Raw genomic sequence first — 21,264 nt, forward strand, 5'->3', positions numbered from 1 at the left:
GTCACAGGCCGAGCATGCGGCCGATGATCTCCTTCTGGATCTCGGTCGTCCCGCCGTAGATGGTCTGGATCCGCGAGTCGGTGTAGGCCTTCGAGATCGGGTACTCGTTCATGTAGCCGTAGCCGCCGTGCAGCTGCACTCCGGCGTCCACGCAGCGCTTCTGGAGCTCGGTGGTCCACCACTTCGCCATCGAGGCCAGCGCGGTGTCGACCGTCCCGGCGTTGAGCTGGAGCACGCAGTCGTTGATGAAGACGCGGGCGATGTGCGCCTCGGTCGCCATCTCGGCCAGCAGGAAGCGGTTGTGCTGGAACTTCCCGATCGGCTTGCCGAAGGCCTCGCGCTCCTTGGCGTAGGACAGGCACAGGTCCAGCACGTGCTCGATGGCGGCGACCGCGATGACGCCGATCGAGATCCGCTCCTGCGGCAGGTTCTGCATCAGCGAGACGAAGCCCGAGCCGAGCTCGCCGAGGACGTTCTCCTTCGGCACCCGCACGTCGGTGAACGACAGCTCGGCGGTGTCCTGCGCGTGCAGCCCCATCTTGTCCAGGTTGCGGCCGCGCTCGAAGCCCTCCATGCCGCGCTCCACCACCAGCAGCGAGATGCCCTGGTGCCCGGCGTCCGGGTCGGTGCGGGCCACCACGATCACCAGGTCGGACAGGATGCCGTTGCTGATGAAGGTCTTGGAGCCGTTGAGCACGAAGTGGTCGCCGGCGTCGACGGCACTCGTCCGGATGCCCTGCAGGTCGGAGCCGGCGCCCGGCTCGGTCATCGCGATCGCCGAGATCAGCTCGCCGGAGACCAGCCCGGGCAGCCAGCGGGCCTTCTGCGACGGCGTCCCGAGCGAGGAGATGTAGGGGACGATGATGTCGGTGTGCACGGCGAAGCCCGGCCCCGACGCACCCGCCCGGGCGGCCTCCTCGGCCAGCACCATGTTGTAGCGGAAGTCCTTGATCCCCGCGCCGCCGTACTCCTCCTCGACGTCGAAGCACAGCAGCCCGGCCTTGCCGGCCTCCAGCCACACGTCACGGTCGACCACGCCGTCCTTCTCCCACTGGTCGTGGAAGGGGACGACGGAGCGCTCGAAGAAGGCGCGGGCGGTGGCGCGGAAGTCCTCGTGCTCCTGCTCGAGGATGCTGGGGCGGTCAGGCACGGGCTTGCCTTTCGTCGGCGCGGTCATGGGCGTTGAGGGCGTCGAGCATCGACAGCGGACCGAGGTCGCGCAGCCGGTGGCCGTCGGGATAGGTGGCAGCGCGGTGGAAGTAGGGCTCCCGGCGCGGTGGCGCGAAGCGCAGGGCGCGGCCTCGCAGTCGCAGCCCGCGGCGTACGAGCGAGACGAACCAGCGCGGCTGCTCCGGCAGCCCGAGCGCCTCGCGCAGCGGCTCGTCCATCAGTGCGATCGTCACCCGCCTCAGCAGCGGGCGCACCGGCAGCGGAGCGACCGCACGGGCGATCTCGATCGAGGCCTCGGCCAACGCGGTGTTGGCGGGGTCGGGGGCGAAGTGCGTGCGCTCGAAGTCGAGCAGCAGCTGGAGATAGCCGTCGTACGTCGAGGGCAGCCCCTTGATCCCCATCAGCTCGCCGAAGCGGGTGGTCACGCGTTCGATCGCGACCAGCTCGTGCGGGTCGAGCGGGCGCCAGCCGTAGGCCGAGATCCAGCGCACCGGGCCGACGATCGTGGTGGCCAGGACGTAGGCGAGCTCGTCGTCGGGGATGTCGTAGTGGCCGTGGATCTGGTTGAGGCGGCGTACGGCGGCATGACCCCGCTCGGAGTCGATGCCGTCGACCGTCGCCTCCTGCCCGATCAGGATCGTGTCGTCGTAGCGCTTCATCCCGTGCTGCTCGAACTCCGCCGTGCGGTGGAGCAGCCGAGAGATCGACGGCACGCCGTAGTCGCGCATGAAGGCGATCCCGGTGCCCTGGACGTAGTCCCACGGGAACTCGTGGCGCGCGGTCAGTCGGAGGATCTCGTCGTGGTCGGTGCGGGGGTCGAGCGCGCGGATGCGGCGCAGGTTGTCGTAGCGACGCCCACGCTCCTTCAGCCTCCGCGTGATCAGGAGAGCCATTCCTTCACCTGGGCGATGGTGCCCGCCGGGTCGTCGGTGACGGGGGTCAGGGACAGGTTGGTGACGCCGGCCGCGCGGAAGGCCTCGATCCGCTCCCGGACGTAGGACGCCGGGCCGACGAAGTTGCCGGCCTCGAGCCAGTCGGTCGGCACCAGCGCCTCGGCCTCCTTCTTCTTGCCCGAGAGGTAGAGGTCCTGGATCTCGGTCGCTTCCTTCTCGTAGCCGTAGGCGCAGGCGACGTCGTTGTAGAAGTTCTTGCCCTTGGCGCCCATGCCGCCGACGTACAGCGCGAAGAGCGGGCGGGCGAGGTCCAGCAGCGCCTTCGTCTCGGCACCCTCGCCGATCGCCACCATCCCGCCGGTGTTGATCTCCAGCGGGCCGAGGTCGGCGGAGCGCTTCGCCTTCCCGGCCGCGAGCGCGTCGCCCCAGACAAGCCCGGCCTTCTCGGGGTGGAAGAGCATCGGGATCCAGCCGTCGGCGATCGCCGCGGTCTGCTCGACGGACTTCAGGCCGAGGGAGGCGATGTAGATCGGGATCACGTCGCGCTCGGGGTGGGTGAGGATCTTCAGCGGCTTGCCGAGACCGGTGACCGCGCCGTCCTCCTTGGTCAGCGGCAGCTTGATCAGGCCGTCGTTCTCGAGCTTCTCGCGCTTGAGCCCGCGGCGCACGATGTCGATCACCTCGGCGGTGCGGGCGAGCGGCTTGGCGTACGGCACGCCGTGGAAGCCCTCGATGACCTGCGGCCCGCTCGTCCCGAGGCCCAGGATCGCGCGTCCGCCCGACACGTTGTCGAGGCCGGCCGCGGTCTGCAGCAGCGCTCCCGGGGTGCGGGAGTAGACGTTCATGATCCCCGAGCCGATCTCGATGGTCTCGGTCCTGGCCGCGAGGTAGCCCATCAGCGTCGGGGCGTCGAAGCCGTAGGCCTCCGGCACCCAGATGGTGTCGAGCCCGGCCTGCTCGAGGCGGCTCACCTGGTCGGCGGCCTCGCGCGGGTTGCCGGAGTACATGAGCGTCGTCGAGAGCTTCATGGCGCCAACTGTGACACCACTACTGTCACGGTTGCAAGGCGGGGTTCCGCGGGCCGAACACGACGTCGACCCCCGGCGAGAACATCGCGTGGTCGGGCGCCCGGGCGGCCAGGTCGGCGAAGCCGGCGACGGCGAGCAGCTCGTCGTCGACCTCGTCCACGGTCGCGTCGTGCAGCGGCCAGGCGGGGTGCTCGTTGGGCCAGTAGCGCGTGCGGCCGCCCCGGTCGGGCAGGTGCAGTCCCCAGCGCGCGGTGAGGAAGTGCTCCAGCGGACCGGCCTCGATCGGCGGGCCGACGCGCACCGAGATCCGCGACCGCGCGCCCCGCGGGCCCGGCCACCGGCGCGAGCAGGTGTAGGTGACGCGCTCACCCGAGCGCCGACGGTCCATCCGTGACCAGAGGTAGGGCAGCCCCGGCCCCCATCGGGCGGCCAGCACCGGCGCGAGCCGGGACGCGTCAAGGCTGACGAACACCACGCCGCGACGTCCCTGCTCGTCGACGGAGTAGAGCCGGACGTTGGTCTCGTGGAACGACCCGACGTAGGGAAGCCCGGGACCGCGGCCCAGGCCGATGCCCTGCATCCAGAACGGGATCAGGCCGACGTAGGTGCGGCCCTCGAAGGTGTCGGGGCGGGTGCCGGGCGGGAGGTGCGGCGCCACCTGCTCCGGCCGCACCGCCCAGTGCAGGAACGTGAGCTCCTCCCAGCGCTGGGTGAAGACCGTGCGACCGGCGTCCCGTGGGGAGGTCGGGGTGATCGGCTCGGCCTCGATCTCGCTCAGCCCTTCCCGTGCCAGGAGTCCCAGAGCGCGGCGTACGAACCACCGGCCTCGACCAGCTCGTCGTGCGAGCCGAACTCGCTGATCACCCCGTCCTCGACCACCGCGACGCGGTCGGCGTCGTGGGCGGAGAAGAGGCGGTGGGCGATGGCGATCACCGTACGCCCGTGGAGCACGGCGGCGAGCGAGCGCTCGAGGTGGCGGGCCGCGCGGGGGTCGATCAGCGAGGTTGCCTCGTCGAGGACCAGCGTGTGCGGGTCGGCGAGCACCAGCCGCGCGAGCGCGATCTGCTGGGCGTGGGCGGCCGTCACGGCGCGCCCGCCCGAGCCGATCACCGTGTCGAGCCCGTCCGGCAGCGCGGAGACCCACTCCTGGGCGTCGACCGCGGCGATCGCGGCGTGCACGTCCGCGTCGGTGGCCGACGGCCGCGCGAGGATCAGGTTCTCGCGCAGGGTGCCGACGAAGACGTGGTGCTCCTGCGTCACGAGCGCGACGTGCCCGCGCAGGTCACCGAGCGGCAGCTCGACCAGGCCGACGTCGCCGACGGTGACCGAGCCGGAGCGGGGCGGGTGGATCCCGGCCAGCAGCCGGCCGAGGGTCGACTTCCCGGCCCCGGACGGGCCGACCATCGCGATCCGCTCGCCGACCCCGACGTCGAGGTCGACGCCGTGGAGGACGTCGCGCCCCTCGACGTACGCGAACCGCACGTCCTCGGCGTCGAGCTTCTCCGACGACGGCACCCGACCGCTGACCTCGCGGTCGTCGGGCACCTGCGCGACCCCGAGCAGGCGCGACAGCGCCGCCGCGCCGAGCTGGAGCTCGTCGAGGATCGAGACGATGCGGTCGACCGGGTCGATCAGCATCTGCACGTAGAGCGTCGCGGTCGTGACCTCGGCCAGCGAGACCGAGCCCTGCGTGTAGAGGTAGCCGCCGAAGAGCAGGGTGCCGACGACCGGCAGGAGGTAGCTCAGCTCCATGCTCGGGAAGAAGACGGTGCGCAGGTGCAGCGTGTAGCGCTCGGCCTTGAACGACCGGGTGCAGTCGTCGTCGCCCATCTCGATCCGCTTGGTCCCCAGCCCGAGCGCCTCGACGGTGCGCGAGCCCTCGACCGTCTCGGACAGCGTCGTGGTGATCTGGGAGTAGGACGCGGTCTCGGCGAGGTAGCCGTCCTTGGCGCGGGCGAGATACCACCGCAGCCCGATGACCAGCGGCGGCAGGGCGAGCAGGCAGGGCAGCGCGACCCACCAGCCGACGCTGAGCGCGGCGCCGAACGTCAGCACCGCCGAGACGACCGCGATGGTCCACTCGGGCAGCGCCCAGCGCACGGACCAGCCGAGCCGGTCGATGTCGGAGCCGGTGCGGGTCAGCAGGTCGCCGGAGCCCGCGGCCTCGACGGTGCCGACCGGCAGCGCCAGCGTGTTGGCCACGAAGTCCTCGCGCAGCTCGGCGAGCACGAGCTCGCCCATCACCTGCGAGCGGTAGCGCGCATAGCGCGTCAGCACCGACTGCGCGACCAGGAAGACGGCGAGCAGGACCACGATGCGGTCGACGTGGGCGCGGGTGGTGCCCTCCTCGACAGCCTGCACGAGGTCGCCGAGGAGGCGCGGCGCCGCCAGCGCGGTGAGCGCCGCGAGCACGTGCAGCCCGAGCGCGGTGTAGAGCAGGCGCGGGTGGCGGCGAGCCACCTGCCCGACGTAGCGGCGCACGGCGCGGCCGTCGGCGATGGGCAGCCTGGTGGTCACGCTCATGCGCGTACTCGCTTCGCTCCGTGCGCGCACGAGGCACACAACGCACTGTGCTGGATGACTCGCTCGCTTCGCGCGCTCATGCGGGGACCTCCACGTCGCGCACCACGACGGTGCGGTACGCCGCACTGTCGACCAGCAGGTCGGCGTGGCTGCCCACCGCGGCGATCCGGCCGTCGACCAGGAACGCCACCTCGTCGACCGCGTCGAGCAGGAGCGGGCTGACGGTCGTCACCACCGTGGTGCGGCCGTCGCGGTGGGCGCGCAGCCGGGCCGCGATGCGGGCCTCGGTGTGGGCGTCGACGGCACTGGTGGGCTCGACCAGCACCAGGATCTCCGGGTCCGCGGCGAGCGCCCGCGCGAGCACCAGCCGCTGGCGCTGGCCGCCGGAGAAGGAGCGGCCCTTCTCGGTGACGACGGTGTCGAGCCCGTCGGGCAGCGCCTCGAGGATGTCCTCCGCCGACGCGGTGACCAGGGCCTTCTCGACGTCGCCGGTGCCGCGCTCGTCGAGGCGGTCGGCGAGCCGGCCCGCGAACAGGGCGGCGCCGGTGTCGGAGACCATGATCCGCTCGCGGACCACGGCGTGGGGGAGAGCGGTGAGCGGCACCCCGCCGAGAGTGACCTCGTCGTCCTGCTCGGCCGCGCACAGGCCCAGCCGGTCGGCCAGCAGAGCGGAGTCGTCAGGCTGCTCGGAGACGATCGCCGTGACGATCCCGGGGCGGACGTGGAGGCCCGACCGGGCGTCGACGAGCGCCGATCCGGGCGCCGGCGTGGCGGCGGGGGAGGTCGGCTCGACCACGTCCGGCGTCAGGGCGAGCACCCGGCACACCCGGCCGGCCGCGACGCGGGCGCGGATCAGCTTGTTGGCGAACTCGGTCGCCGTACGCAGCGGGAGCATCAGGAAGGCGGAGTAGCCGTAGAAGGCGACCAGCTCGCCCGCCGTGATGTCGCCGGAGACCGCGGACCGGGCTCCGAGCCAGACCACCAGGACGACGAAGATGCCGGGCAGGAACACCTGGAGCGCGTCGAGCACCGACTGGAGCTTGGCGACGTTGACGGCCGCGGTGCGGGTGGCCTGGGACTCGCGGCGGTAGCGGTCGAGGAACACCCCCTCGCCCCCGATCCCGCGCAGCACCCGCAGCCCGCCGACGATGTCGGTGCCGGTGTTGGACAGGTCGGAGCGCATCTGGCGTTCGGTGGCGCTGCGGGCCTGGAGCGGCTTGAGGATCGGGCCCATCACCAGCAGCAGCAGCGGGACCCCGAGCAGCACCAGCAGGCCCAGCTCCACCGAGGTGCTGAGCAGGATCGCGGAGACGAGGAGGAAGGACACGATCGCGCCGGCGAAGCGGGCGGTCACGTCCATCGAGTTGCCGATGTGGTCGAGGTCGGTGGTGCCGATCGCGATGACCTCGCCGGTGCTGACCTTCCGGGGCAGCGAGCCACCGAGGCGCACGGACTGCCGGGTGGTGAGCTGCACGACGCGGTAGGAGGCGGTGAGCCAGTTGGTCACCGCGAACCGGTGGCGCATGATCCCGGTGACCGCCTGCAGGAGCCCGATCGCGAGCATCACGCCGGCCCACAGCACCAGCTGCTGCTGGTCCTTGGCCGCGACGCCGCGGTCGATCGCGCGGCCGAGCACGGCGGGCATCACGGCTTGGCAGGACATCCACACGATGCCGAACGCCATGCCGCCGGCCAGGGTCTGCCACTGCCCGCGCGCCAGCCACCAGAGGAAACGTCCCGCGCTGCGATGGTCGGCGGTGCCGGGGTCGGGGACGGGGAGCTGACGCACTCGTCCAAGGGTACGGACGCGCGGCCCGCGCGAGCGAATCCTTTTCGTCGGGTCAGGCCGTCACGAAGGATTCTCCGGCGAGGACGTCGCGCACCGGTGAGGACGACGCGTCGACACCCAGCAGTGTCGCCGCCACGAACTCGGCGGCGTAGCGCTCGAAGCGCGCCCCGTGGCGCAGCATCGCGTGCTTGCCGCCTGGCACGGAGACGTAGCCGACGCGGGCGGTTCGCGCGAGGCGGCGGGCCACCGTCGCAGCGTTCTGCGGCGAGGCGATCCGGTCGTCGGTGCCGTGCACGAACAGCACGGAGCGGCCCTGCAGGTCGGCGTCGTCGGTGGGGTAGAGCCACGCGTTGAGCGCGACCGCGCAGGTGACGCGGGGTCGATCGGCCGCGAGCAGCGCCGCGCGGCCGCCCAAGGAGTGGCCGACGAGGGCGACCGGCAGGTCGCCGAACCGCTCCGCGAGCTGCTCGAGGGCCCACGCGACGTCCATCACCGGTGTCGTCGACGAGTCCCACCCGCGGTGCGAGTTGAGGAGGCGGAACACGGCCAGGCGTCCGCGGCCCGCGCGGGCGATCCGACGGGCGACCGGGACCATCCGCAGGACCGACAGCTGCGCCGGGCTCACCATGGCCGACTCGCCTCGGCTCGCGCCTCCGTGGAGGACCAGCACGACACCCTCGGGGTCGCGGGGGACGCGGGTGGCGACGAGCCGGGCGCGCGACATCAGCGCCCCAGGTCCGCGACGACCTCGGCACCCGGCAGGTCCGCCAGGACGGGGCCGGGCACCAGCAGCTTGGAGCGACGCACGCCCGAGCCGAGGATCACCACGGGCTCGGCCAGCAGCCGCTCGTCGACCAGCAGGCGCCACCCGCCGGGCAGCCCGACCGGCGTGATCCCGCCGTACTCCATCCCGGACTCCTCGACCGCGCGCTCCATGGACAGGAAGGTCGCCTTGCGGACGTCGATCAGCTTGCGCACGAGGCTGTTGACGTCGGCGCGGGTGTCGGCGCGCACGACGCAGGCCGCGATCCGCTCCTCGCCGGCGCGCGCCCCGACGACCACGACGCAGTTGCCGGAGGCGGCGAGCGGCAGGTCGTACTCCGCCGTCATCGCCGCGGTGTCCGCGAGCTCCGGGTCGATCTCGACCACCGCCACCTGGTCGGCCTGCGGCCATGCGGCGAGGAGTCCGGCGACCGGAGGGGCCACGAGGTCGAGGTGGTCGAGCACCGGCAGGGACTCGAGGGCAGGGAAGCTCGGCAGCGTCACGCGACCATCATGTGCCATTCACCAAGGGGTCGCCGTCTCGTCGTGGATGCCCGCCACCGTGGGCGCATGACGGTGACCTGGCAGGTCCCACTCCGCGACCGGACCCCGAGCCTGGTCGTCACCCCGGCGATCGTCGGGCACCGCGGGGCCAGCGGCCACCGCCCCGAGCACACCCTCGACGCCTACCGTACGGCGATCCGCATGGGCGTCGACGACATCGAGGTCGACCTCGTCTCCTCCCGGGACGGGGTGCTCGTCGCGCGGCACGAGTCGGAGCTCAGCGGCACCACCGACGTCACCGAGCACCTCGAGTTCGCCGACCGGCGCAGCACCCGCTGCATCGACGGGCACAAGGTCACCGGCTGGTTCACCGAGGACTTCACCCTGGCCGAGCTGAAGACCCTCACCGCGCGGGAGCGCCTGCCCGCGACGCGACCGGGCAACACGGCCTACAACGGTCGCGAGGGGATCGCCACCCTGACCGAGGTCCTCGCGATGGCGCACGCCGAGTCGATGCGCCGCGGCCGCACCGTCGGCGTCATGATCGAGCTCAAGCACGCGGCCTACTTCGACTCCCTCGGCCTGCCGCTCGACGTTCCCCTGCTCGCCGCCCTCCACCGCCACGGCCTCGACCGCCCGTGGGCACGCATCAGCCTGATGTCCTTCGAGGCGCCGATCCTGCAGCGGCTGGCGATGCGCACGAGGCTGCCGATCATCCAGCTGCTCGAGGCGGGCGACTCGCACGCCGAGATGTGCACCCGCGAGGGGCTGGCCAGGATCGACGAGTACGCCGACGGCATCGGTCCGCACAAGGGTCTGGTGCTGCCCCGGGACGGCGTGGGCGCGATCGGCGAGCCGTCGAGCCTGGTCCGCGACGCCCACCGCCTCTGGCTGACCGTGCACGTCTGGACGGTGCGGGCCGAGAACCGCTTCCTGCCGACCAACCTGCGGCGGGGGGACGCGCCCGACGCCCCCGGCGACATGGCCGGCGAGGTGCGGGCACTGCTCGACGTGGGGGTGGACGGGGTCATCACCGACCACCCCGAGCGGGCGCTCGCGACGGCTCGCGAGCTCGACCTGTGACGGCACGTCGCCGACCGGACCACCCAGCGAGGCGATGACCGGGGGCCGCGACGTGTGGTAGCCATCACGCATGAGCCAGGCTCCGGCGGTGACACCCGTGGACGCGCGGGCGCCGCTCGTCCTCGTGGTCGACGACGACGCGGCCATCCGCACGGTCGTGCGCTGGCAGCTCGACCACGCGGGCTACCGCGTCGTCGAGGCCGAGGACGGCACCTACGCGCTGCGCAGCATCCGCGACGACCACCCCTCGCTGGTGGTGCTCGACCTCTCGCTGCCGCGGCTCGGCGGCCTCGACGTCATCCGCTCCGTGCGGGGCGGACGGGTCGGCCGGTCCGACACCCCGATCATCGTGCTGTCAGGGCGCAGCGGTGAGGACGACCGGATCGTCGGGCTCGACCTCGGCGCCGACGACTACCTGGTCAAGCCGTTCTCGCCCGGCGAGCTCGCGGCTCGCGTCCGGTCGGTGCTGCGCCGCAGCTCGCCGGAGCTGGCCGGCGAGGCGATCGAGGTGGGCCCGCTCCGCATCGAGCCGGCGAGCAGGCGGGTGCGGCGCGACGGCACCGAGGTGGAGCTCACGCCCAAGGAGTTCGACCTCCTGGCCTTCCTCGCCACGCACCCGCGGGTCGTCTTCAGTCGCAGCCAGCTCGTCGACCGGGTCTGGAACTCGTCCTCGGAGTGGCTGGGCGAGGCCACCGTCACCGAGCACGTGCACCGGCTGAGGCTCAAGCTGGAGGAGGACCCGTCACGCCCGCGGATCCTGCGGACCGTGCGCGGGGTCGGCTACCACCTCGTGGACGAGCCGTGAGCACCGCGACCGGCCTGCCCGACTCGCAGACCGACGCCCGTGAGCTGCTCGACGGGCAGACCGAGGTGCTCGAGCTGATCGCGAACGCGGCGCCCCTGCCCGACGTGCTGGCCGGCATCATCGGCTCGCTGGAGCACCTCATGCCGGGCGCCCGCTGCTCGGTGCTCCTGCTCGACCGCGAGCGCCGCACGCTGCACCACGGCGCCGCGCCGAGCCTGCCCGGCGACTACGTCGCGGCCATCGACGGGATGCCCATCGGGGAGGCGGCCGGCTCGTGCGGTACGGCGGCGACCCTCAACGTCGCCGTCGTCGCCCGCGACGTCCTCACCGACGTCAGGTGGACCGACTACCGGGCGCTGGCCACGGCCGCCGGTCTCCGCAGCTGCTGGTCGACCCCGATCGAGGGCCGCGACGGGCAGCCGGTCGGCACGTTCGCGGTCTACCACGCGCGACCCCACCGCCCGGACCGGCGCGAACAGCTGCTCGTCGACCGGTTCAGCCACCTCGCCTCGGTCGCCATCGGCCACGCCCACCTGCTCGAGGAGCGCCAGGCGCGGCAGGAGGCCGAGACCGCCCGGCGGACGGCCGAGGAGCTGTCCCACGCGAAGTCGGAGCTGCTCGCGACGGTCGGCCACGAGGCACGCACGCCCATCCAGGCGATCGTCGGCTTCGCCGAGCTGTTGGCGACCATCGACCTCGACGAGGCCCGGCGCCGCGAGGCGCTCGACCACATCAGCGCGGCGGCCGGCCACGTGATGGACCTGCTCGCCGACGTCCTCGACCTCAGTCGCATCGAGGCCAACGCCCTGCCGCTGGCGCTGGAGCCGGTCCGGCTCCGGGAGGTCGTCGCCGAGGTGTTCGGCCTCCTCTCGGCGCGTGCGCAGCAGCGGTCCGTCACCCTCGTGCACCACGTCGAGGACGAGGTGGTGCTGAGCGACCCGCGCCGACTGCGCCAGGTGCTGCTCAACCTGGTCGCCAACTCGCTGCGCCACGGTCGCTCCGGTGGTCGCGTCGAGGTGAGCTGCCGCCTGGCGCAGCCAGGCACCGTGCTCGTCCTGATCGAGGACGACGGGCCCGGCATCCCCGCCGACCTGCTCCCGAGGATCTTCACGCCCTACGCCCGCGCGGCCTCGACCGGGGACGGCGCCGGCGCGACCGAGGAGAGCATCGGCCTCGGCCTCGCGCTGGCCCGGGGACTGGCCCAGGCGATGGGCGGCGACCTGTCCGTGGGCGGCACCGGCCCCGGGGGCACGGCGATGCACCTGGGCCTGCGCGACGCGGGTCTCGTCCCGCGCTGACCGCGCTCAGTCCTCGCTGGCCGCCCAGCCGGTGACCTTGACGATGCGGCACACCAGCACCCGGTGGAAGGGCTTGTCGGCATACTGCGGCACGGTCCGGGCGAGCCGGTCCGCGAGCTCCTCCGCCAGCGCGTCGGACGGGTCGGGGACGTGGCGGCACTCGGCCCGCACCCACCACAGCCGTGTCCAGTCCTCGGCGTCCCAGTGCTCGACGAGCAGCGAGCCGCGCGGGTCGGCGGCGAGGTTGTCCTCGCGCTGGAGCCGGGACGAGGCCTTCGGCTTGACCGTGTCGATCGGCACCCCGACGTGGCCGTCGTCGCTGACGGCGTAGACCACCGGCGTGGGGTCCGGCCCGCGCTCGGGGTGCAGGGTGGCGAACACGCCGTGGACGTGCTCGGCGAGCCGGGACCGCGATGTTGCCTCGTCGAGCCGCATGTCTCCCACCCTCCCCGACGAACCGCCCGGGGACAATCACGTGTTCCTCAACGCTGGTCGGAGCGACTTGACCCCCGGGTCGCGGCCGGTCAGGTTGGCCGGATGAACCTCGCCAGCTGGGTCGAGCGTCACGGGCGGAGGCTGCGCGACCGGCCGGCGCTGGCGTCGGGCCGCGACGTGCACGCGACCTGGTCGGAGCTCGCGGCGCGGGTCGCCGCGGTCGCCGGCGGGCTGCGCGCGGACTGCGGGCTCGAGCCGGGCGACCGGGTGGCGATCGTGATGGACAACCGGGCGGAGTACCTCGAGGCGCAGTACGCCGCATGGCACGCCGGCCTCGTCGCCGTCCCCGTCAACGCGCGGCTCCACCGCGACGAGGTCGCCTTCGTCCTCGAGCACAGCGGAGCCCGGGTCGTGGTCACCGACGCGGCGCACGCGCCGGACGTGAGTGCCCTCGAGGAGCGGTTGGAGACGGTGGAGCGGGTCGTCGTGGTGCCGGGCCCCGACTGGGACGGGCTGCTCTCGGCGGCGCCCGTCGCCCTGACCGACCGGGGTGCCGACGACGCGGCCTGGCTCTTCTACACCAGCGGGACCACCGGCCGCCCGAAGGGCGCGACGCTCACCCACGGCAACCTGCTGATGGCCTCGCTGAGCTACTACGCCGACATCGACCCGGTCGCCGCGACCGACAGCGTCCTGCACGCCGCCCCGCTCTCGCACGGCTCCGGCCTGTACGGGCTGCCGCACGTCGCCCGCGGGGCGGTGAGCGTCTTCCCGCCGCCCGGGCCGCTGGGCGGTGCGACGCTGCTGTCGCTGCTCGCGCGCTGGCCCGGGATGTCGTTCTTCGCCGCGCCGATCATGGTCAAGCGCCTCACGGCCGACGCCGCGCTCGCCGGCGCCGACCTGACCGGGCTCAGGACGATCATCTACGGCGGCGCGCCGATGTACCTCGCCGACCTCGAGCAGGCGCTGGCCACCTTCGGGCCCCGCCTCGCCCAGATCTACGGGCAGGGGGAGACGCCGATGACGATCACCGGCCTGTCGAAGACCGACCACGCCGACACCGACCACCCCCGGTGGCGCCAGCGCATGCAGGGCGTCGGCTTCCCCCGCACCGACGTGGAGGTGCGGGTCGTCGACGACGCCGACCGTGCCCTGCCGCCGGGGGAGCCCGGTGAGGTCGTCGTCCGCGGCGGCGTGGTGATGGCGGGCTACTGGGGGCAGCCCGAGGAGACGGCGGAGACCCTGCGCGGCGGCTGGCTGCACACCGGCGACGTCGGCAGCCTCGACGAGGACGGGTTCCTCACGCTCCACGACCGGTCGAAGGACCTCGTCATCAGCGGGGGCATGAACATCTATCCGCGCGAGGTCGAGGAGGCGCTGCTGACCCACCCCCACGTCGAGGCGGTCGCCGTCGTCGGCCGGCCCGACCCCGAGTGGGGAGAGGCGGTGGTCGCCTTCGTCGTCACCGACGGCACCGAGCCGCCCACCGCCGAGCTCGACCGCGCCTGCCTCGACCGCATCGCCCGCTTCAAGCGGCCGAAGGACTACCACTTCGTCGAGTCCCTGCCGACCAACAACTACGGCAAGGTGCTCAAGCGCGAGCTGCGTGACCGGCTCGGCGGACGGCCGCCCGAGCAGCGTTGAGGAAACCATGAGCACGGGCTCCCTTGCGGGTCGCGCCGCGGCGGCGGTCAGATACCCACCAAGGGCCTGAGCTGCCGACGACCCCGTCCGCCGGCCGACGCGGGCCACGGTCGCTCACGAGGAGAAGTCGCCGATGAAGCTCGCTCTGTACCTGCCCACCTTCCGCAACCACGTGAGCGTCCAGGAGCTCGCCGACCTGACGGACCTCGCCGAGGAGCTCGACTTCGACTCCGTCTGGACGCTCGACCGGGTGATCGTGCCGGAGGCCTCCGACCGCAACGAGATGGAGTACTCCTTCGGGATGATGAAGGAGTTCCCCAAGCAGCTGCCGGTCGCGTCGAACGGCCAGTGGTTCCAGGGCTGGCCGCTGCTGCCGTGGCTGGCGGCCCGCACCGAGAAGGTCCGCATCGGCATGAGCATCACCGACACGCCGTACCGCTCCCCGGGCGTCTTCGCCGCCGAGTGCGCGACCATCGACCACCTCTCGGGCGGCCGCCTCAACGTCGGGGTCGGCGCCGGCTGGATGCCCGAGGAGTTCGCCGCGGCGAGCGCCACCCACCTCTTCCCCCGGCGGCACGCACACGTGCGCGAGACGATCGAGATCTGCCAGGGCATCTGGACCAACGAGACCTTCGAGTACCACGGCGAGTTCGCCGACTTCGAGCCGTCGGGCTTCGGCCACAAGCCGCTGCAGGACCCGCACCCGCCGATCTACTTCAGCGGGCTGCGCGACCCGAAGCGCTCGGCCAACCGGGTCGCGAAGTACGGCCTCGCCGGCTGGATCGGCATCCAGGACACCCCGCGCGAGCTGACCGAGTGGCGCACCGCGATCGCGGGCGAGCTCGAGCAGCTCGGCAAGTCGATCGACGACCTCGACATGTGCAGCATGATCTGGTTCACCATCACCGACGTGGACGTCGACCAGACCGACAACGGCAAGGGCTCCAACATCCTGGTCGGCAGCGAGCGGCAGATCGTCGACAAGCTCAAGGAGTACGAGGAGGCCGGACTGACCATGCCGCTGTTGTGGCCGCCCTTCGCCGACGTCCCGGTGTCGAAGACCATCGACGACCTGAAGCGGCTGAAGAACGACATCATGCCGAAGGTCGAGGCCGCCTAGGACTCGTCGCGGTCCCGCTCGGCCGACTCGATGTCGGCGTCGAGCTGGGCGTCACGGTCACGGGTGTAGGAGTCGGGCTGCGCCCACATCGGGTCGGCGGCGTACGTCACCTCCGGCTCGGGTCGCGAACGGCGCCCGGTCAGGGCGACCGCCAGCAGGCCGGCGAGGCCGGCGGCGAGCCACGGCAGCGGCAGGAACCAGCGCAGGTCGCTGCTGTCGATCGCGTCGGACTCGAACAGCGCCCAGATCGTGGCCAGGCCGAGGAACGCGACGCCCATCACGAGGTGCCCGACGTTCACGGGGTGGCGACCGCTCTGGTCGTCGGTGCCGACGGGGCTGTCGACGGGGGTGCTGGAGTAGGTGCTCATGGCTGTCCTCACTTCTCGCGGACGGTGACCTGGCCGACGCCGAGGTCGATGATGATGTTCATGTCGGGGACCTGGTCGCCGCCGTCGACGGAGCCCTGCTGGCTGACGTCCAGCCCGTCGCTGCTCCGGCCGAACACGGCCACGTCGCCCACCCCGGTCGAGGCGTCGACCGTGACGTCCATGCCCTCGGGCACGACCACCTCGACGTCGCCGATGCCGGCGTCGATGGTGATCTCGCGGTCGTCGAGGCCCTCGACGTCGGTGACGCCGGAGAGGTCGACGGTGAACTCACCGGCACCGAAGTCGTAGGCGTCGCGGACCTGCGACGAGCTGGTCGGGGTGTGCAGGACGCGCTCGCTCTCGAAGTTGTCGCTCGCCGTGCCGACCAGCGTCGCCAGGACGGTGAGGAGGCCGATGAAGATCAGCCCGCCCGCCCGGCCCCAGAAGGCGCCGAGGAGGAGCATCGCGCCAGTGAGCGCCATCGCCAGCGCGGGATAGGCCGCGGCGGGCACCGCGGTGCCGGAGACGTCGATCAGGCCGAGCGTGCCGATGCCGGTCGCGATCAGCGCGAGGGTGAACCAGAACAGGATCGGGCCACGGCGGCGCGGGTTGCGCGGCTTGACGTAGGTCTGCGCCTGCGGCGGCTGCCACCCCTGGTAGGTCTGCTCGTAGGTCTGGGTGGACCCGTAGCCCTGGTAGGGCTGGTACGGCGCCTGGTGGCCCCCGGAGGGACTCTCACCGGTCGCCGGCTCCTCGGCCGTGGTGCCGGCCTCGGTGCGGACCGCCTGGCTCTGCGCGAACGCCTGGCTCTGCCACGGCGGGGTCGGGGACGAATAGCTCGTCGGCCGCTGCGACCGCTCCTGCTTGCGGTTGAGGAACCACACGACCAGCAGCCCGACGATCACCAGCGGCCAGGGGAACCAGAAGGCGCCGGCGAAGTCACCGACGGCGGCGATCGCCGCCAGCACGCCGGCCCCGAGGAGCGCGATGTTGCGGTTGCGGTCGTCCAGCCCGAGCGGCTGGGCGGGGGAACCCTCCTCCGGTGCGAGCAGCCACACGGCGCCGTACAGCAGGAGTCCGGCACCGCCGAAGAACACCAGCACCACCAGCGCGACCCGCACGATGATGGGGTCGATGTCGAGGTGGCGGGCGAGGCCGCCGCCGACGCCGGCGATGTGCCGGTCGTCGACCGCGCGGCGCAGCCGGCCCAGCTCGAGGACCTCGTTGCGCGAGGTGCGCGGGCCCTGCTGGCCCGCGGGCTCCTGGGCGTCGGTGGGCCCCGGCTCGTACGGCGGGGGCGGGGAGGTGTTCGTCATGGCCCCAACTCAACGCCACCCACGCGGTCCGCACCATCGGGGACGACCCTGATCCTGCGGCGCCATCGTCCGCGCGCCCTCAGGGTCTGGTCGGGGTCAGTCCTCATGGTGAGGCACCCGCCGGCCTGCGACGATGGAGCCACGATGAGCAGCTTCACGTCCCCGACCCCCGCCAGCGGCACGGCCCCCCGGCCCTACCGGCGGGCCGCCCGCGACACGGAGTCACCGATCGCCGGTGGCGTGGCCGGTGGCCTGGCCCGGCACCTCGGCGTGCCCGTCCTCTGGGTGCGCGTCGCGTTCGTCGCGCTCACCTTCCTCAACGGTGTCGGCATCATGTTCTACGCCGGACTGTGGATCTTCCTGCCCAGCGACTCCCACTTCGAGCGGGCGGCTCCCGGCCTCGAGAGCGCCACCCGCACGGGCAAGCGCCAGCGGCGCGGCTCGCGGCTGCGCGACGCCGGGCCGGTGATCGCCATCGGAGCCCTGCTGCTCGGCGCCGTCCTCGGGTTCCAGGCCGCCTTCGGCCAGGGCGCCCTCTTCTGGCCGGTCGTCATCGCCATCGCCGGGATCGCGCTGCTGTGGCGCCAGGCCGACGAGGCGCAGCGCGAGCGCTGGCTCGACACGACCGGGCGGATCGACCCGCTGCGCGCCGTGTTCGGCGACGGCGGCTGGGCGGCGTACTTCCGCGTCTTCGCCGGCCTCTCGCTGGTCGTGACGGCCCTGGTCCTGTTCGCCGTGTGGTCGGGCTCCTTCCGGTTCGCCGGTCCGGTGATCGTCGCCGGCCTGCTCGGCGTGGCCGGGCTGGCGATCGTGGTCGGCCCGTGGGCCGTGCGCCTGGTGCACGACCTGGGGGCCGAGCGCGCGGAGCGCGTGCGCACGCAGGAGCGGGCCGACATGGCGGCCCACCTCCACGACTCGGTGCTCCAGACCCTCGCCCTGATCCAGAAGAACTCCGGCGACGCCGCCATGGTCGCCCGGCTGGCCCGCTCGCAGGAGCGCGAGCTGCGCGGCTGGCTGTTCGAGTCCGTCGGCACCGACGCCACCGTCGCCGGCGAGCTCCGTGCCCACGCGGCGGTCGTCGAGGACACCTACGGCCTCGTCGTCGACGTGGTGGCCGTCGGCGACCTGGACATGACCGAGGCGCTCAAGCCGATCACCGACGCCACCCGTGAGGCGCTGACCAACGCCGCCAAGCACGCGGGCGTCGCGCGCATCGACGTCTACGCCGAGGTGACGCCCGGCGCCGTCGACGTCTTCGTCCGCGACCGCGGTGCCGGCTTCGACCCGGACGGTGTCGCGGAGGACCGCCAGGGCGTCCGTGGCAGCATCATCGACCGGATGGCCCGCCACGGTGGGAGCAGCGAGATCCGCTCCGCGCCGGGCGAGGGCACCGAGGTGCGGCTCCACCTGCCGCTCAAGAACGAGGAGAAGTGATGACGGACTCACCCGCCACCCCGCCCGCCCCCCGCCCCGTCCGGGTCGTCATCGTCGACGACCACGCGATGTTCCGTGCCGGGGTGCGCGCCGAGCTCACCAGCGCCGGCGCCGGGATCGTCGACATCGTCGCCGAGGCCGCCGACGTCGACTCCGCGGTCGCGATCGTGCGTGAGCAGCAGCCGCACGTCGTGCTCCTCGACGTCCATCTGCCCGGCGGTGGCGGCGCCGAGGTCATGCGTCGCACCCCTCACCCCGATGCCCGCTACCTCGCGCTCTCGGTCAGCGACGCCGCCGAGGACGTGATCGGCACCATCCGCGGTGGCGCCCGCGGCTACGTCACCAAGACCATCACCGGCCCCGAGCTGGTCGACGCGATCGCCCGCGTCGCCGACGGGGACGCCGTGTTCTCGCCGCGCCTGGCGGGCTTCGTGCTGGACGCCTTCGCGGGCTCGATCGACGTGGCGGCCGTCGACGAGGACCTCGACCGCCTGACCGAGCGCGAGCGCGAGGTGATGCGCCTGATCGCCCGCGGCTACGCCTACAAGGAGGTCGCCAAGGAGCTGTTCATCTCGGTCAAGACCGTCGAGACCCACATGTCCTCGACCCTGCGCAAGCTCCAGCTCTCGAGCCGGCACGAGCTGACGCGGTGGGCCTCGGACCGGCGCCTGCTCTGACGGATCGCCACCACCGGACCCGGACCACTGGGGTGGGTCGCGGTTGACATCGACCGCCCGACCGGGTGGGGTCGGGGAATGTCTGACACCGCCACTGCCCAGGATCGCGCCGAGGACGACGGTGGCCTCAAGCGGTCCATCACCGGTCGCCTGCTCTTCTTCTACGTGCTGGGGGACGTGCTCGGTTCGGGCATCTACGTCCTCATCGGCTCGGTCGCCGGCGAGGTGGGCGGGGCCTTCTGGGCCGCCTTCGCGGTCGGCGTGACCGTTGCCGGGTTCACCGGCCTCGCCTACGCCGAGCTCGCCACGAAGTACCCCCAGGCGGCCGGCGCCTCGCTCTACGTCAACAAGGCCTTCGGCAAGAAGCCCCTGACGTTCCTGACCACGGTGCTCTACCTCTCGGCCACCTTCGCCGCCGCCGGGTCGCTGGCCGCCGGCTTCTCGCAGTATGTCGCAGAGGTCTGGGACGCGCCGCCGGCGCTGCTGGTGATGATCGCGTTCATCATCCTGCTGGCCGTGCTCAACTTCATCGGCATCACCGAGTCGGTGGTCGCCAACATGGTGATGACCTTCGTGGAGGTCACCGGCCTGGTGATCGTGATGATCATCGGCATCATCTACGTCGGGCAGGGCAAGGCCGACTTCTCGGTGCTCACCGACTTCTCCACCGACGACAACATCATCTTCGCCATCGTGGCCGGTGTCGCGCTGTCGTTCTTCGCCATGACCGGCTTCGAGAACGTCGCGAACGTCGCCGAGGAGACCGTCGACCCCCACAAGAACTTCCCGATCGCGCTGATCGGCGGCATGGCCACGGCCGGCGTCATCTACGTCCTGGTGTCCATGGCGGCGGCCCTGACGGTCCCCGTCGGCACGCTCGCCGACTCCGACGCCGCGCTCCTCGAGGTCGTCAAGGCCGGCATCCTGCCGCTCTCGGTGAGCGTGATGACGCTTGTCTTCGCGATCATCGCGATGGTCGCCATCACCAACACCACGCTCGTGCAGGTCGTCACGCAGTCGCGCATCCTCTACGGCATGGCCCGCGAGGACGTCGTCCCCGGTGCCTTCGCCAAGATCCACAGCTCGCGCCGCAGCCCCTACGTCGCGCTCGTCTTCAGCGCGGTCGTCGTCATCGGCCTGGTCGTCGTGGGCGACGTGCTCGGCCGGCTCGGGCTCAACATCGACATCGTGAGCCGGCTCGCCTCGGTGACCGTCGCGCTGCTGCTCGTGGTCTACGCCGGCGTGATCGTCTCCTGCTTCAAGCTGCGCGGGAGCGACGAGTCGGACCAGACGTTCCGGGCGCCGAGCGCACTGCTGGTGGTCGGCCTCATCGGCAACATCGTCCTGCTGGGCTACGTCATCGCCACCGACCCGACCTCGCTCATCTGGTGCGCCGGCCTCGTCGGGCTCGGCGGCCTGCTGTACGTCGCCGAGAAGCTCTTCGGCAGCGAGGGCACCGGCGCGCAGGCACCCGATCTCGACGACCCCGGCACCGACCCCGGCACCGACACCGGCACCGACACAGGCGCCGAAACCGACAAGGGAGCATGACCATGCACGTCATCGTCGCCACGGACGGCTCCAGGCAGTCGCTGGCCGCCGCCAAGCAGCTCAAGGCCTTCGCCGACCCCGCCAAGATCACCGAGATCTCGGTCGTCGCCGTCGTCCGTCCGCTCGCCTCGGTCGCCTTCGCCGACGACCTGTCGGAGAAGCAGGGCTCGTGGGCCACCGGGTCGTTCCGGGAGGCCGCCCAGAGCGCCCTCGACACGATCGCCGCCGTGTACGACGGCTGGGGACCCAAGGTCAACAAGCGCATCCGGAGCGGCTCGGCCGCCAACGAGATCATCAAGGCCGCCGAGCAGTACGACGCCGGCCTGGTGGTCGTGGCGGCCGGCGGGCGTGGGATCGGCGGCAGCGTCCTCGTGGGGAGCACCGCGCAGCGCGTGCAGCACTACGCGCCCTGCCCGGTGCTGGTGGTGCGGCCCAAGCCCAAGCCGAAGCGGTGACCGGGTCGCCCGAGGGGCGCCGCTAGTCTTCGCCGCATGGAGATCCTGCGGCTGGTCCTGCTCTTCGTCCACGTGCTCGGCTTCGCGGCCCTCTTCGGTGGTCTCGTCGTGCAGGCTCAGGCGCCGGAGAAGAAGGTCAACGCAGCGATGCGCGACGGCGTCGGCACCGCCTTCCTCGCCGGGCTGCTCCTCGTCGGCGTCCTGGAGGCCGGCGACGACCCGGTCGACCACGCCAAGATCGGGGTGAAGTTCGCGATCGGGCTGGTGCTGCTGGTGCTGGTGATGGCCAACACCCGCAAGCCGTCGATCCCGCAGGGGCTGTGGCTCGGCCTGCTCCTGCTCAGCGTCGCCAACATCGCGGTGGCCATCTTCTGGTCGCCCGCGCACACCGTCTGACCGGACCCCCACG

The 21,264-nt window shown here is 72.3% G+C and carries 21 protein-coding genes; 10 read left to right on the plus strand and 11 right to left on the minus strand.

Annotated features, from left to right (window positions below):
• Position 1: 1 nt before the first annotated feature.
• The 8 genes from C7S10_RS07020 to C7S10_RS07055 form a co-directional block, all read right to left on the minus strand.
• Positions 2-1,150, minus strand: a complete 1,149-nt coding sequence (locus C7S10_RS07020; protein WP_243395249.1) for an acyl-CoA dehydrogenase family protein — start codon at positions 1,148-1,150, stop codon at positions 2-4.
• Positions 1,143-2,063: an oxygenase MpaB family protein gene (locus C7S10_RS07025; RefSeq protein ID WP_108343692.1), complete on the minus strand. Its 921-nt coding sequence runs from the start codon at positions 2,061-2,063 to the stop codon at positions 1,143-1,145. Before C7S10_RS07025 ends, C7S10_RS07020 begins: the two co-directional genes overlap by 8 nt.
• A complete protein-coding gene (locus C7S10_RS07030) occupies positions 2,051-3,091 on the minus strand; it encodes an LLM class F420-dependent oxidoreductase (protein WP_108343693.1) in 1,041 nt (346 codons plus the stop codon). The genes C7S10_RS07025 and C7S10_RS07030 overlap by 13 nt, the downstream gene beginning before the upstream one ends.
• A 25-nt stretch (positions 3,092-3,116) precedes the next feature.
• Complete coding sequence (locus tag C7S10_RS07035) at positions 3,117-3,893, minus strand: YqjF family protein (protein WP_423802709.1); 777 nt, start codon at positions 3,891-3,893, stop codon at positions 3,117-3,119.
• A complete protein-coding gene (locus C7S10_RS07040; protein WP_243395251.1) occupies positions 3,866-5,614 on the minus strand; it encodes an ABC transporter ATP-binding protein in 1,749 nt (582 codons plus the stop codon). Before C7S10_RS07040 ends, C7S10_RS07035 begins: the two co-directional genes overlap by 28 nt.
• A gap of 76 nt (positions 5,615-5,690) precedes the next feature.
• Entirely contained in the window at positions 5,691-7,403 is a 1,713-nt protein-coding gene (locus C7S10_RS07045; RefSeq protein WP_207769265.1) for an ABC transporter ATP-binding protein, read from the minus strand.
• Between the two features lie 52 nt (positions 7,404-7,455).
• The gene (locus tag C7S10_RS07050) at positions 7,456-8,127 is read right to left on the minus strand and encodes an alpha/beta hydrolase (protein ID WP_108343694.1); all 672 of its coding nucleotides are present in this window, start codon (positions 8,125-8,127) and stop codon (positions 7,456-7,458) included.
• Positions 8,127-8,669 (minus strand): YbaK/EbsC family protein, encoded by a 543-nt coding sequence (locus C7S10_RS07055; protein ID WP_243395252.1) that lies wholly within the window; start codon positions 8,667-8,669, stop codon positions 8,127-8,129. The genes C7S10_RS07050 and C7S10_RS07055 overlap by 1 nt, the downstream gene beginning before the upstream one ends.
• A 66-nt stretch (positions 8,670-8,735) precedes the next feature.
• On the opposite strand from C7S10_RS07055, the gene C7S10_RS07060 reads away from it, so the two are divergent.
• The 3 genes from C7S10_RS07060 to C7S10_RS07070 all read left to right on the plus strand — a co-directional run bounded on the left by C7S10_RS07060 (position 8,736) and on the right by C7S10_RS07070 (position 11,855).
• Positions 8,736-9,752 (plus strand): glycerophosphodiester phosphodiesterase family protein, encoded by a 1,017-nt coding sequence (locus C7S10_RS07060; protein WP_108343696.1) that lies wholly within the window; start codon positions 8,736-8,738, stop codon positions 9,750-9,752.
• A gap of 70 nt (positions 9,753-9,822) precedes the next feature.
• On the plus strand, positions 9,823-10,557 hold the full coding sequence (locus C7S10_RS07065) for a response regulator (RefSeq protein WP_108343697.1): 735 nt from the start codon (positions 9,823-9,825) through the stop codon (positions 10,555-10,557).
• The gene (locus C7S10_RS07070; protein ID WP_207769266.1) at positions 10,554-11,855 is read left to right on the plus strand and encodes a GAF domain-containing sensor histidine kinase; all 1,302 of its coding nucleotides are present in this window, start codon (positions 10,554-10,556) and stop codon (positions 11,853-11,855) included. The genes C7S10_RS07065 and C7S10_RS07070 overlap by 4 nt, the downstream gene beginning before the upstream one ends.
• A gap of 6 nt (positions 11,856-11,861) precedes the next feature.
• Here the strand turns inward: C7S10_RS07070 and C7S10_RS07075 are convergent, their stop codons facing one another.
• Positions 11,862-12,290, minus strand: a complete 429-nt coding sequence (locus C7S10_RS07075) for a PNPOx family protein (protein ID WP_108343698.1) — start codon at positions 12,288-12,290, stop codon at positions 11,862-11,864.
• 102 nt (positions 12,291-12,392) lie between these two features.
• On the opposite strand from C7S10_RS07075, the gene C7S10_RS07080 reads away from it, so the two are divergent.
• A complete protein-coding gene (locus C7S10_RS07080) occupies positions 12,393-13,934 on the plus strand; it encodes an AMP-binding protein (RefSeq protein WP_108343699.1) in 1,542 nt (513 codons plus the stop codon).
• Between the two features lie 133 nt (positions 13,935-14,067).
• A complete protein-coding gene (locus tag C7S10_RS07085; RefSeq protein WP_108343700.1) occupies positions 14,068-15,054 on the plus strand; it encodes an LLM class flavin-dependent oxidoreductase in 987 nt (328 codons plus the stop codon).
• Here the strand turns inward: C7S10_RS07085 and C7S10_RS07090 are convergent.
• Positions 15,051-15,422, minus strand: coding sequence for a hypothetical protein (locus C7S10_RS07090; protein WP_108343701.1), 372 nt, complete (start codon positions 15,420-15,422; stop codon positions 15,051-15,053). The two genes, C7S10_RS07085 and C7S10_RS07090, sit on opposite strands and share 4 nt — an antisense overlap.
• A gap of 8 nt (positions 15,423-15,430) precedes the next feature.
• Positions 15,431-16,738: a PspC domain-containing protein gene (locus tag C7S10_RS07095; protein WP_108343702.1), complete on the minus strand. Its 1,308-nt coding sequence runs from the start codon at positions 16,736-16,738 to the stop codon at positions 15,431-15,433.
• Between the two features lie 144 nt (positions 16,739-16,882).
• Here C7S10_RS07095 and C7S10_RS07100 point away from each other — a divergent pair, with 144 nt between their 5' ends.
• From C7S10_RS07100 to C7S10_RS07120, 5 genes are all read left to right on the plus strand, one after another.
• Positions 16,883-18,172 (plus strand): ATP-binding protein, encoded by a 1,290-nt coding sequence (locus tag C7S10_RS07100; RefSeq protein WP_108343703.1) that lies wholly within the window; start codon positions 16,883-16,885, stop codon positions 18,170-18,172.
• On the plus strand, positions 18,172-18,849 hold the full coding sequence (locus tag C7S10_RS07105) for a LuxR C-terminal-related transcriptional regulator (protein ID WP_108343704.1): 678 nt from the start codon (positions 18,172-18,174) through the stop codon (positions 18,847-18,849). The genes C7S10_RS07100 and C7S10_RS07105 overlap by 1 nt, the downstream gene beginning before the upstream one ends.
• A gap of 78 nt (positions 18,850-18,927) precedes the next feature.
• On the plus strand, positions 18,928-20,400 hold the full coding sequence (locus tag C7S10_RS07110) for an APC family permease (protein WP_108343705.1): 1,473 nt from the start codon (positions 18,928-18,930) through the stop codon (positions 20,398-20,400).
• Complete coding sequence (locus C7S10_RS07115) at positions 20,397-20,855, plus strand: universal stress protein (protein ID WP_207769267.1); 459 nt, start codon at positions 20,397-20,399, stop codon at positions 20,853-20,855. The genes C7S10_RS07110 and C7S10_RS07115 overlap by 4 nt, the downstream gene beginning before the upstream one ends.
• A gap of 36 nt (positions 20,856-20,891) precedes the next feature.
• A complete protein-coding gene (locus C7S10_RS07120) occupies positions 20,892-21,251 on the plus strand; it encodes a hypothetical protein (protein WP_108343707.1) in 360 nt (119 codons plus the stop codon).
• Positions 21,252-21,264: the final 13 nt, after the last annotated feature.

This window comes from Nocardioides currus (genome assembly GCF_003057875.1).
Classification (GTDB): Bacteria; Actinomycetota; Actinomycetes; order Propionibacteriales; family Nocardioidaceae; genus Nocardioides; species Nocardioides currus.

What these genes read in the sequence shown, in the direction of transcription:
- C7S10_RS07030 (WP_108343693.1), bottom strand. Translation starts at nt 3,091, where the DNA reads ATGAAGCTCTCGACGACGCTCATGTACTCCGGCAACCCGCGCGAGGCC.
- C7S10_RS07090 (WP_108343701.1), bottom strand. Translation starts at nt 15,422, where the DNA reads ATGAGCACCTACTCCAGCACCCCCGTCGACAGCCCCGTCGGCACCGAC.
- C7S10_RS07060 (WP_108343696.1), top strand. Translation starts at nt 8,736, where the DNA reads ATGACGGTGACCTGGCAGGTCCCACTCCGCGACCGGACCCCGAGCCTG.
- C7S10_RS07075 (WP_108343698.1), bottom strand. Translation starts at nt 12,290, where the DNA reads ATGCGGCTCGACGAGGCAACATCGCGGTCCCGGCTCGCCGAGCACGTC.
- C7S10_RS07025 (WP_108343692.1), bottom strand. Translation starts at nt 2,063, where the DNA reads ATGGCTCTCCTGATCACGCGGAGGCTGAAGGAGCGTGGGCGTCGCTAC.
- C7S10_RS07100 (WP_108343703.1), top strand. Translation starts at nt 16,883, where the DNA reads ATGAGCAGCTTCACGTCCCCGACCCCCGCCAGCGGCACGGCCCCCCGG.
- C7S10_RS07040 (WP_243395251.1), bottom strand. Translation starts at nt 5,614, where the DNA reads ATGAGCGTGACCACCAGGCTGCCCATCGCCGACGGCCGCGCCGTGCGC.
- C7S10_RS07115 (WP_207769267.1), top strand. Translation starts at nt 20,397, where the DNA reads ATGACCATGCACGTCATCGTCGCCACGGACGGCTCCAGGCAGTCGCTG.
- C7S10_RS07065 (WP_108343697.1), top strand. Translation starts at nt 9,823, where the DNA reads ATGAGCCAGGCTCCGGCGGTGACACCCGTGGACGCGCGGGCGCCGCTC.
- C7S10_RS07085 (WP_108343700.1), top strand. Translation starts at nt 14,068, where the DNA reads ATGAAGCTCGCTCTGTACCTGCCCACCTTCCGCAACCACGTGAGCGTC.
- C7S10_RS07105 (WP_108343704.1), top strand. Translation starts at nt 18,172, where the DNA reads ATGACGGACTCACCCGCCACCCCGCCCGCCCCCCGCCCCGTCCGGGTC.
- C7S10_RS07120 (WP_108343707.1), top strand. Translation starts at nt 20,892, where the DNA reads ATGGAGATCCTGCGGCTGGTCCTGCTCTTCGTCCACGTGCTCGGCTTC.
- C7S10_RS07080 (WP_108343699.1), top strand. Translation starts at nt 12,393, where the DNA reads ATGAACCTCGCCAGCTGGGTCGAGCGTCACGGGCGGAGGCTGCGCGAC.
- C7S10_RS07050 (WP_108343694.1), bottom strand. Translation starts at nt 8,127, where the DNA reads ATGTCGCGCGCCCGGCTCGTCGCCACCCGCGTCCCCCGCGACCCCGAG.
- C7S10_RS07095 (WP_108343702.1), bottom strand. Translation starts at nt 16,738, where the DNA reads ATGACGAACACCTCCCCGCCCCCGCCGTACGAGCCGGGGCCCACCGAC.
- C7S10_RS07110 (WP_108343705.1), top strand. Translation starts at nt 18,928, where the DNA reads ATGTCTGACACCGCCACTGCCCAGGATCGCGCCGAGGACGACGGTGGC.